Source organism: Allostella sp., from assembly GCF_041913585.1.
In the GTDB taxonomy this organism is placed as follows: domain Bacteria; phylum Pseudomonadota; class Alphaproteobacteria; order ATCC43930; family Allostellaceae; genus Allostella.
Genome location: NZ_JAYSFE010000153.1, coordinates 1 through 9,824, shown reverse-complemented (window position 1 = coordinate 9,824; position 9,824 = coordinate 1). Strand labels below are relative to the sequence as shown.

Sequence of the window (9,824 nt, the reverse complement as noted above, 5' to 3'; positions counted from 1 at the left end):
TCCGAACCGAAATTGGCGATCTGTTCCTTGAGAATGGCGGAGATTTCCGCCGCGCGGATTTCCATCACGCGACCCCTTTCATCGCGAGCTCGAGACGTTGCAGCTTTGTGCGGAGCGAAGAATCGACCATGCGCGAGCCCACGCGCACGACCAGACCGCCCAGAAGCGAGGGATCGACCGCAAGGTCGACCGTGACTTTGCCCCCGACCGCCCGACGCAGGGCGTCGGTGACGGTGGAGAGCTGGGATTCGGACAAGGGCGCGGCCGACGTCACATGCGCCGTCAGCTCGCCGCGGCGGCGCGCCAGTTCGGCGAGGAAGGCCGCGATCATCGATTCGACGGCGAAGAGCCGCCGGTTGCGGGCGAGCAGGCCGAGGAAGTTCCGGGTCAGCGCGTCGAAGCCGGCCTGGTCGGCGATCGCCGCCACCGCCCGGCCCTGCTGCTCGCGGCCCAGGACCGGGCTGCGCACGAGGCGCCGCAGGTCGGGACTGTCGGCCAGCATCGTGCGGAGGCGACGGAGATCGTCCGCCACGGCATCGACGGTCCGACGCTCGTCGGCGAGATCGAACAGAGCGCTCGCATAGCGCTCGGCCAGCCCGGCGGATTCTGACGCTTTGGCAGCCACGAAACCCTTCCCTTCGGCGCCTGGAGGATGTGCCCGCCCGGAGCCCCCGCCCAGACAATGGACACCCGTCGGGCAGGGTATCCCGCCCGAACGCGGGCGGTTCACTAGCATGGGGTCGGTCGCATTGCAACGACCGCTCCCGACGAAAAGGCCCGCGGCGGAGCGCCGCGGGCCTCTTCACCGACCGACTGACCGGACCGGGCCGGATCAGCAACCGAGATCGAGACGCTGCCCCTCGCGGCCGACCGCGCTGCGCCGGTCGCCGCGCCCGCAGGTGTAGGTGACCTCGAGCACCTTCGGCTCGCCGAAGGCCGGGTCGCCGCAGAGCCCGTTGTCGACGCGAATGCCGCAGCGGTCGCGGCCGTTGCAGCGGTCGGCCACCGCCGGGGCGGCATTGCAGGCGCGCGAGCGGCTGCCGTAGCGGGCTTCGATCACCCGGATGTCGCGGTCGCCATAGCCGGGCCCCTGGCCGTAGTTGGGACCGGGGCCGTAGTTGGGACCGGGGCCGTAGCCGGGCGGGCCGAAGCCCGGGCCGGGCGCCGGGCGCCCGAAGACCTGCGCCTCGGCACGCCCGCGTTCGCATTCCAGGCGCACCCGCTGGCCCTCGCGCGCCCGCACCGCATCCTGGTCGGACCCACGCCGGCCCTCGCAGCCGAAGCTCAGCCGCAGTTCCTTCACGACGTTCGGCGCCGGGTCGCCGCAGAGATGGTTGCCGACCTCGAACTCGCAGCCGCGGCGGCCGTTGCATTCGCGGGCGATGCGGCGCTCGGCGTTGCAGTAGCGGCCGCGCTCGCCATAGTCGGCATTGTAGATCTCGAGCCCGCGCGGGGCCTGGGCGAGCTGGACGCCGGGTCCGCCGGCGTCGACGAGCTGGACCTGGCCCGGCGGCTGGGCCGGAGCATAGCTCGTCGCCGGGCCGCCGTAGCCGGCCCGCTCCTCGACACACCCCATCAGCAACAGCGCCCCCGCCATTGCCGCCATCATCATGCGCATGCTTGCCTCCTCCCGATGCCGCGAGCGGCATGACGGACAACGTCCTGCCCGCGGACGTTAGTCCCGCGGCCTGCGGCAGGCAACGCGCCGCCGCGGGGCCGGGACACCGCCGCTGCAACGCTAGAGGAAGCCGTACGGGTCCACGTCGACCTGACAGCGCACGCTGCCCGGCAGCCGCACCCGGCCGAGCCAGTCGCGCAGGATCGCCTGCAGCGGCGCTTGGCGCGGGGCGTTGACCAGGAAGCGACGGCGGTGCCGGCCGCGCAGCACCGCGAGCGGCGCCGGCGCCGGCCCCAGCACCTGGAGGTCCGGCTCAGCCGGCGCCGTCCGCGCCAGCATGGTCGCGGCGCGGTCGACGTCGGGCACCGACGGGCTCGACAGGATGAGCGCCGCCAGCCGCGCGAAGGGCGGCATGCGGGCCTGGCGCCGGCCCTCGGCCTCGGCGGCGAGAAAGCCGTCGCGGTCGCCCTTCGCCAGCGCCTGCATGACGGGATGGCCGGGGTCGAGGGTCTGCAGATAGACGACGCCCGGCCGCTCGGCGCGCCCGGCGCGGCCGGCCACCTGGCTCAGGAGCTGGAAGGTGCGCTCGCCCGCCCGGAGGTCCCCGCCATGGAGCCCGAGATCGGCGTCGATGACGCCGACCAGGGTCAGCATCGGGAAATGGTGGCCCTTCGCCACCACCTGGGTGCCGATGAGGATATCGACCTCATGGCGGGCGACGCGGCCGACCAGGGCCTCGACCGCGCGGGGGCCGGTCAGCGTGTCGCTCGCCACCAGTTCGACGCGCGCCGCCGGGAAGCGCGCCGCCACCTCCTCCGCCAGGCGCTCGACGCCGGGGCCGCAGGCCGCCAGCGTGTCGGTCTCGCCGCAGGCCGGGCATTGCCGCGGCAGCGGCGTCGTGAAGCCGCAATGGTGACACTGGAGCCGACCCGCCAGGCGGTGCTCGACCAGCCAGGCGGTGCAGGACGGGCATTCCAGGCGATGGCCGCAGGCACGGCACAAGGTGAGGGGCGCATAGCCGCGGCGATTGAGGAAGAGCAGCGCCTGCTCGCCCGCCGCCAGGGTCTCGCCGACCGCGCGGACGAGCGTCGGCGCCATCCACCGCTGCCGCTCCGGCCGGTCGCTGCGCAGGTCGATCATCCGGATTTCGGGCAGGCTCGCGCCGCCGTGGCGGTCGGGCAGGTGCAGCATGCCGTAGCGCCCGGCCTCGACGTTCACCACCGTCTCCAGGGACGGCGTCGCCGACGCCAGCACCACCGGGAAACCCGCGAGATGGCCGCGCAGCACCGCCATGTCGCGACCGTGGTAGACGACCCCGTCCTCCTGCTTGAAGGCGCCGTCATGTTCCTCGTCGACGACGATCAGGCCGAGGTCGGGATAGGGCAGGAAGAGGGCCGAGCGGGCGCCGACGACGACCCGGGCGGTGCCGGTCGCGATCGCCCGCCAGGCCCGGCGGCGGTCGCCGGAGGAGACCTCGGAGTGCCACTCGACCGGCGGCACGCCGAAGCGGCGCTCGAAGCGGCCGAGCCACTGGCCGGTCAGCGCGATCTCGGGCACCAGCACCAGCGCCTGGCGGCCGGCCTTGAGGCAGGCGGCGATCGCCTCGAAATAGACCTCCGTCTTGCCCGAGCCGGTGACGCCGTCGAGCAGCACCGTGCCCGGCCGCCGTTCCCGCACCCGCGCTGCGAGGTCCGCGGCCGCCGCCGCCTGCTCGGCGGACAGGACCGGCCCCGGTCGCGACCAGTCGGGGACCGGCGGCGGCCGGTCGCCCGGCACCGGCACCGCCTCGACGAGGCCGGCGTCGGCGAGGCCGCGGACCACGGCCGCGCCGACGCCCGCCTCGCGCGCGATCTCCGCCAGCGGCCGTGCCGGGCCGCCCTCCAGCACCGCCAGCACCTGCCGGCGGGCGGGGGTCAGGCGCAGGCCGGCCGGCACCGGCAGGGCGGATCGGCGATGGAGCAGGGTCGGCGGGGCCGGATCGAGCGCCGCCGTGGCGCCCAGCGCAAGGCGCAGCACCGCCCCCGGCAGCGAGACCGTGTAGGCCGCGACGCGCTCGACGAAGCGGCGATGCTCCTCCGGCATCGGCGGGGCGTCGAACCGGCGCTCGATCGGCCGCAGGCGGCGGGCCTCGACCGCACCTTCGGCCGCGCCCCAGACGACGCCGACGTGGCGGGCACCGCCGAGCGGCACGACGACATAGTCGCCGGGGCCGACCGTCAGCCCGGCCGGGACCGCATAGTCGTAGGCGCCCGCCAACGGCAGGGGCAGCAGAACCGCCACGGGCGGCGCCCCCTCGTCCGGGGCGCCGCGCGGCTCACTGGCGCGGTCGGGCGGCATCGGATAAATTCTAGCCTCGGATTCGACGGGCCGGAACCGGCTCGCCACCACCACATCGCCGCCAGGGGACGCAGCCCGTTGAAATTCTTCATCGACACCGCCGACATTGCCGAAATCCGCGATCTGGCGGCAACCGGGCTCGTCGATGGCGTGACCACCAATCCCTCGCTGGTCGCCAAGACCGGGCGCGACTTCCTGGAGACGGTGGCCGAGATCTGCGCCGTGGTGCCGGGGCCGGTCAGCGCCGAGGTGACGGCGACCGACCACGAGGGGATGCTGGCCGAGGGCCGCCGCCTCGCCCGCATCGCCGGCAACGTCGCGGTCAAGGTGCCGCTGACCCCGGCCGGCCTGCGCACCTGCAAGGCGCTGACCGACGAGGGCACCATGGTCAACGTGACCCTGTGCTTCTCGGCCGCCCAGGCGATCCTCGCCGCCAAGGCCGGCGCCACCTTCGTCTCGCCCTTCGTCGGCCGCCTCGACGACATCGGCGCCGACGGCATGCAGCTCATCGACGAGATCTGCACCATCTACGGCCAGTATCCGGCGATCGCGACCGAGGTGCTGGTCGCCTCGGTGCGCAATCCGGGGCATGTCGTGACGGCGGCCAAGATGGGCGCCCATGTCGCCACCCTGCCGCCGGCGGTGCTGCGCCAGATGTACCAGCACCCGCTGACCGACAAGGGCCTCGCCGCCTTCCTCGCCGACTGGGCGAAGACCGGCCAGTCGATCCTGGGCGGCCCCGAGGCCGCCTGAGGCGACGGGAGCCGATCCGATGCCCGACCGGCGCGGCGACCCCGCGGGCGAGACCGCCGCCCCGCCCCCGCCCCCGGCCCTCACGGCCGGCCGGGTCGCGGCCTACCTCAAGGCGCATCCCGACTTCCTGGTCCGCCATCCCGACCTCGTCACCGTGCTGGCGCCGCCGGCGCCGAGCCGCGGCGAAGCCGTCGTCGACATGCAGCAGTTCATGCTGAAGCGGCTGCAGGACGAGGTCCGGCGGATCAAGGACGAGCAGCGCGACCTCCTGAAGGCGACGCGCGCCAACATCCAGAGCCAGGCGCGCATCCACGACGCCGCGCTGGCCCTGCTCGGCGCGCGCACCTTCGAGCATCTCGTCCAGACCTTCACCACCGACCTGTCGCTGCTGCTCGACGTCGATGTGGTGATGCTCTGCGTCGAGACCGCCGACGGCCGGCTGCCGCGGGTCGACGTCCACGGCCTCGCCGGCCTGCCCGAGGGCTCGGTCGGCGACCTGATCGGGAGCGATCGCGACGTGGTGCTGCGCGAGGACGTCGTCGGCGACCCGCTGCTGTTCGGCGCCGGCGCCGGCCTCGTCCGCTCGGACGCGCTGATCCGGCTGGCGGTGTCGGGCATGGCGCCGCCCTGCCTGCTCGCCATGGGCTCGCGCGACCCGCAGCGCTTTCATCCGGGTCAGGGAACGGAGCTGCTCGGCTTCCTCGGCAAGGTCGGCTCGCTCGCCATCCGCTCCTGGCTCGACCTGCCGGCGACGTGACCGCCGCCGCCGCGGAGGACCGGCTGGGCGAGGCGAGGCGCGCCTGGGCCCGATGGCTCGAAGGGGAACGGCGGCTGTCGCCGCACACGCTGGCGGCCTATCGCGACGATCTCGGCGGCTTCCTCGGCTTCCTCGCCGAGCATCTGGGCGACCGGCCCGGCCTCGACGATCTGCTCGCGCTGAAGCCGATCGATTTCCGGGCCTGGCTCGCCCGCCGCGCGCGCGACGGCTATGCCCGGACCTCGACCGCCCGCGCGCTCTCGGTGGTCCGCAACTTCGTCCGCTTCCTCGACCGGCGCGGCTACGGCCACGCGCCGGCGCTGGCCGCCGTGCGCTCGCCGAAGCTGCCGCGTGCCATCCCCAAGGCCCTCAGCCCGGAGGCGGCCGCATCCGTCCTCGACGGGACCGAGGAGGCGGCCGAGCCCTGGATCGCCGCCCGCGACCTCGCCCTGTTCTCGCTGCTCTACGGCGCCGGCCTGCGCATCGGCGAGGCGCTGGGCCTGCCCCGGTCGGCGGCGCCGCTGGGCGAGGCGCTGTCGGTCCTGGGCAAGGGCCGCAAGGAGCGGCGGGTGCCGGTGCTGCCGGCCGTCCGCACGGCCGTCGCCGACTATCTGCGGCTCTGCCCGTGGCGGGGCGCGCCCGGGACGCCGCTCTTTCTCGGCGCCCGCGGCGGCGCGCTGCAGCCGGCGGTCGCCCAGCGCCGCATGCGCGACCTCCGGCGGCGCCTCGGCCTGCCCGAGACCGCGACCCCGCATGCGCTCCGCCACAGCTTCGCCACCCATCTCCTGGCCGCCGGCGGCGACCTGCGCGCCATCCAGGAACTGCTGGGGCACGCCTCGCTGTCGACCACCCAGCGCTACACCGCCGTCGACACCGCCCAGCTCGTCGACGCCTACAACCGCGCCCACCCGCGCGCCCGCGGCTGACCCCTCTCCACGCGGCCAGGATGTTCGATCCGCTTTCCTTCGCCCTCTCACTCGCCGCGGCGCTGGTCGTCGCCGCGACGCCCGGCCCGGGCATCCTCTACGTCGCCGCGCGCACGCTGGCGGGCGGGCGGGCCGACGGCATCGCGTCCAGCGTCGGCACCGGCATCGGCGGGATGGCGCATGTCGCAGCCGGCGCCGTCGGCCTCTCGGCCCTGCTGCTGGCGAGCGCCGAGCTCTTCACCCTGCTCAAGCTCGCCGGCGCCGCCTACCTGGTGCTGCTCGGCATCCGCACGATCCGCGCGGCGGGCACGCCCATCGACCTCGCGCGCGTGGGCGCCGGCAGCCGCCCGGTCGAGGCGTTCCGCCAGGGCATCGTGGTCGAGGCGCTGAACCCCAAGACGGCCGCCTTCTTCCTGGCTTTCCTGCCGCAGTTCGTCGATCCGTCACGGGGCGGCGTCGCGGTCCAGTTCGTCGTCCTCGGCACGATCTCGGTCCTGCTCAACACCGGCGCCGACGTCGTCGCCGCCGCCGCCGCCGACTTCGTGCGGCGCAACCTGTTCGGCCGGCCGTCCGTCATCCGGCGACTCCGCCAGGCGTCGGGCGGCGTCCTCTGCGGCCTCGGCCTGCTGCTCGCCTTCGCCCGCCGGCCGCAGGCGGGATAGGTCAGGCCAGCAGGCCCTTGGCCACCAGCACCCCGCCGCCGACGAGGATGGCGGCCTCCAGGATCTGGATGTGGACGGTCGCGGAGAAGCGGCGGACCAGCCAGCGGGCGATGAAGGCGCCGGGGGTCGTCGCCGCCCCGATCATCAGTGCCATCGCCCAGTTCGCCGGCGACATCGACCCCGCCGCCTGGAAGACGCCGGTCTTCACGACCGAGGTGACGAGGGTGATGGCGCAGTCGGTCGCGATCACCGCCGGCCCGGCGAGGCCCGCCGCCATCAGGATCGAGAGCAGGAGAATGCCGGAGCCCGCAGTCGAGCCGACGAGGACGCCGTAGCCGGCCCCCGCCATCGCCATGCCGCGCTCGGAGAGGCGCAGTTCGGCCCGCCGCGCCCAGCGCCGCACCGGCACCATGACGATGAGGAAGAGACCGATCAGCAGGCCCGCGCGCGGGCCGGTCAGGAGCGAATAGCCCCAGGCGCCGAGAACGCAGCCCGGGACCGCCGCCACGGCCACGATCAGGAAGGCGCGGGCGTCGAGATGCTCGCGGAAGACCCAGAAGCGGCTGGCATTGGTGAGGAAGGCCGAGGCGCCGATCACCGGCACCGTCGCCTCCGCCCCGATCGTCGGCACCAGGACGAGCGGCAGCAGCAGGCCCGGGCCATAGCCGGCGAGCCCGCCGATGATCGAGGCCGCCACGGCGACGGCCAGGACCAGCAGGTACTCGGCGAGCGCCACCTCCCCGAAGAGGAGGCGCAGGAGGTCGCCGGCCGCGGGATCGTCCATCGGCCGGCGGACCCGGTATCAGATGTGCAGCGCCCGCCCGTCGACCGCCAGGGCCGCTTCCTTGACCGCCTCGTTCAGGGTCGGATGGGCATGGCAGGTGCGGGCGATGTCCTCCGCCGAGGCGCCATACTCCATCGCCAGCACGCATTCCGCGATGAGGGTGCCGGCGTCCGGGCCGATGATGTGGACGCCCAGCACCTTCTCGGTCCGGGCGTCGGCCAGGATCTTCACGAACCCGTCGGTCTCGCCGACGCAGCGCGCCCGGCCGTTGGCCGTGAACGGGAACTTGCCGACCTTGTAGGCGATGCCGGCCGCCTTCAGGTCGTCCTCGCTGCGGCCGACGGTGGCGACCTCTGGCCAAGTGTAGACCACGCCCGGAATCGCGTTGTAGTCGATGTGGCCGGACTGGCCGGCGATGATCTCGGCCGCCACCACGCCCTCGTCCTCGGCCTTGTGCGCCAGCATGGGCCCGCGGACGACGTCGCCGATCGCGTAGATGCCGGGGACGCTGGTCCGGAAATGGTCGTCGATCGGCACCCGGCCGCGGTCGAGCGCAATGCCCAGCGCCTCCAGCCCGAGCCCGGCCGTGTAGGGCCGGCGGCCGATGGCGACCAGCACCACGTCGCATTCCAGGGTCTCGGCGGCGCCGCCGGCGGCCGGCTCGACGGTCAGGGTGACGCCCGCCTCGGACGGCGTGGCCGAGGTCACCTTGGTGCCGAGACGGAACTTCAGGCCCTGCCGGGCCAGCGTCCGCTGCAGCGTCTTGGCGACCTCGAGGTCGATGCCGGGCGTGATGCGGTCGAGGAACTCGATCACCGTCACCTCGGAACCGAGGCGGCGCCAGACCGAGCCGAGCTCGAGCCCGATGATGCCACCGCCGACGACGACGAGGCGCTTGGGCACCGCCGGCAGCGACAGGGCGCCGGTCGAGGAGACGATGCGCTGCTCGTCGATGGCGACCCCCGGCAGCGGCGTGACCTCGGAGCCGGTCGCGATCAGGATGTTGCGGGCGGCGAGCCGGCGCTCGGCGCCGTCGGGCCCGGTCGCCACCACCTCGCCCGGCGCGGCGATGCGGCCGGTGCCCCACACCCGCTCGACCTTGTTCTTCTTGAACAGGAAGTCGATGCCGCGGGTGTTGTCGGCGACCGCCTTGTCCTTCCAGGCCATCATCGCCGCGAGGTCGAGCGAGACCTTCTCGACGACGACGCCCTGGCGGGCGAGGTCGCCGACCTCGGCGAACTTCTCCGACGAATCGAGCAGCGCCTTGGAGGGGATGCAGCCGACGTTGAGGCAGGTGCCGCCCAGCGTCGCGTCCTTCTCGACGCAGGCGACGCGCAGCCCGAGCTGGGCCGCCCGGATGGCGGCGACATAGCCGCCGGGCCCGCCGCCGATGACGACGAGGTCGAAGGTTTCCTCGGCCATGGCGCGTTCCTCAGAGATCGAACAGGAGCCGTTCCGGGTCCTCGATCGCATCCTTGATCCGGACCAGGAAGGTGACCGCCTCGCGGCCGTCGATGATGCGGTGGTCGTAGGAGAGGGCCAGATACATCATCGGCCGCGCCTCGATCCGGTCGCCGACCACCATCGGGCGCTGCATCGTCTTGTGCATCCCAAGGATCGCCGACTGCGGCGGGTTGATGATCGGCGTCGACATCAGCGACCCGTAGACGCCGCCGTTGGAGATCGTGAAGGTGCCGCCGGTCAGGTCCTCCATCGACAGCTTGCCGTCGCGGGCCTTCTTGCCGAGCGCGCCGATCGTCTTCTCGATGTCGGCGAAGGACATGGCGTCGGCGTCGCGCACCACCGGGACCACCAGCCCCTGCTCCGTGCCGACCGCGACGCCGATGTCGTAGTGGTTCTTGTAGACGATCTCGTCGCCGTCGATCTCGGCGTTCACCGCCGGGATCTCCCTGAGCGCGGCGATCGCCGCCTTCACGAAGAAGGACATGAAGCCGAGCTTGACGCCGTGCTTCTTCTCGAAGGCGTC

10 protein-coding genes are annotated in these 9,824 nt (G+C 73.6%); 4 read left to right on the top strand and 6 right to left on the bottom strand.

The features are described from left to right. Window positions 1-64: 64 nt before the first annotated feature. The 3 genes from ACE3Q3_RS21005 to ACE3Q3_RS20995 all read right to left on the bottom strand — a co-directional run bounded on the left by ACE3Q3_RS21005 (window position 65) and on the right by ACE3Q3_RS20995 (window position 3,955). Window positions 65-625 carry a F0F1 ATP synthase subunit delta gene (locus tag ACE3Q3_RS21005; protein WP_374449236.1) on the bottom strand — a complete coding sequence of 187 codons (561 nt, stop codon included), beginning with the start codon at window positions 623-625 and terminating at the stop codon, window positions 65-67. Window positions 626-832: 207 nt separating this feature from the next. Beyond that, the gene (locus tag ACE3Q3_RS21000) at window positions 833-1,618 is read right to left on the bottom strand and encodes a hypothetical protein (RefSeq protein WP_374449234.1); all 786 of its coding nucleotides are present in this window, start codon (window positions 1,616-1,618) and stop codon (window positions 833-835) included. Window positions 1,619-1,738: 120 nt separating this feature from the next. Further along, window positions 1,739-3,955, bottom strand: a complete 2,217-nt coding sequence (locus ACE3Q3_RS20995) for a primosomal protein N' (RefSeq protein WP_374449232.1) — start codon at window positions 3,953-3,955, stop codon at window positions 1,739-1,741. A 78-nt stretch (window positions 3,956-4,033) separates the two neighbouring features. Between ACE3Q3_RS20995 and fsa the strand changes: the two genes are divergently transcribed. The 4 genes from fsa to ACE3Q3_RS20975 are packed head-to-tail and all read left to right on the top strand — an operon-like array spanning window position 4,034 to window position 7,053. Then, complete coding sequence (gene fsa / locus ACE3Q3_RS20990) at window positions 4,034-4,708, top strand: fructose-6-phosphate aldolase (protein WP_374449230.1); 675 nt, start codon at window positions 4,034-4,036, stop codon at window positions 4,706-4,708. A 19-nt stretch (window positions 4,709-4,727) separates the two neighbouring features. After that, window positions 4,728-5,465 carry a DUF484 family protein gene (locus ACE3Q3_RS20985; protein ID WP_374449227.1) on the top strand — a complete coding sequence of 246 codons (738 nt, stop codon included), beginning with the start codon at window positions 4,728-4,730 and terminating at the stop codon, window positions 5,463-5,465. After that, window positions 5,462-6,391: a tyrosine recombinase XerC gene (locus ACE3Q3_RS20980; RefSeq protein WP_374449225.1), complete on the top strand. Its 930-nt coding sequence runs from the start codon at window positions 5,462-5,464 to the stop codon at window positions 6,389-6,391. Before ACE3Q3_RS20985 ends, ACE3Q3_RS20980 begins: the two co-directional genes overlap by 4 nt. A 20-nt stretch (window positions 6,392-6,411) precedes the next feature. Beyond that, window positions 6,412-7,053 (top strand): LysE family translocator, encoded by a 642-nt coding sequence (locus tag ACE3Q3_RS20975; protein WP_374449223.1) that lies wholly within the window; start codon window positions 6,412-6,414, stop codon window positions 7,051-7,053. A 1-nt stretch (window position 7,054) separates the two neighbouring features. Here the strand turns inward: ACE3Q3_RS20975 and ACE3Q3_RS20970 are convergent, their stop codons facing one another. From ACE3Q3_RS20970 to ACE3Q3_RS20960, 3 genes are all read right to left on the bottom strand, one after another. After that, the gene (locus tag ACE3Q3_RS20970) at window positions 7,055-7,837 is read right to left on the bottom strand and encodes a TSUP family transporter (RefSeq protein ID WP_374449221.1); all 783 of its coding nucleotides are present in this window, start codon (window positions 7,835-7,837) and stop codon (window positions 7,055-7,057) included. An 18-nt stretch (window positions 7,838-7,855) separates the two neighbouring features. After that, window positions 7,856-9,259 carry a dihydrolipoyl dehydrogenase gene (lpdA, locus tag ACE3Q3_RS20965; RefSeq protein WP_374449219.1) on the bottom strand — a complete coding sequence of 468 codons (1,404 nt, stop codon included), beginning with the start codon at window positions 9,257-9,259 and terminating at the stop codon, window positions 7,856-7,858. Window positions 9,260-9,269: 10 nt separating this feature from the next. Next, a partial coding sequence (locus ACE3Q3_RS20960; protein WP_374449217.1) for a 2-oxo acid dehydrogenase subunit E2 occupies window positions 9,270-9,824 on the bottom strand: 555 nt, incomplete at its 5' end.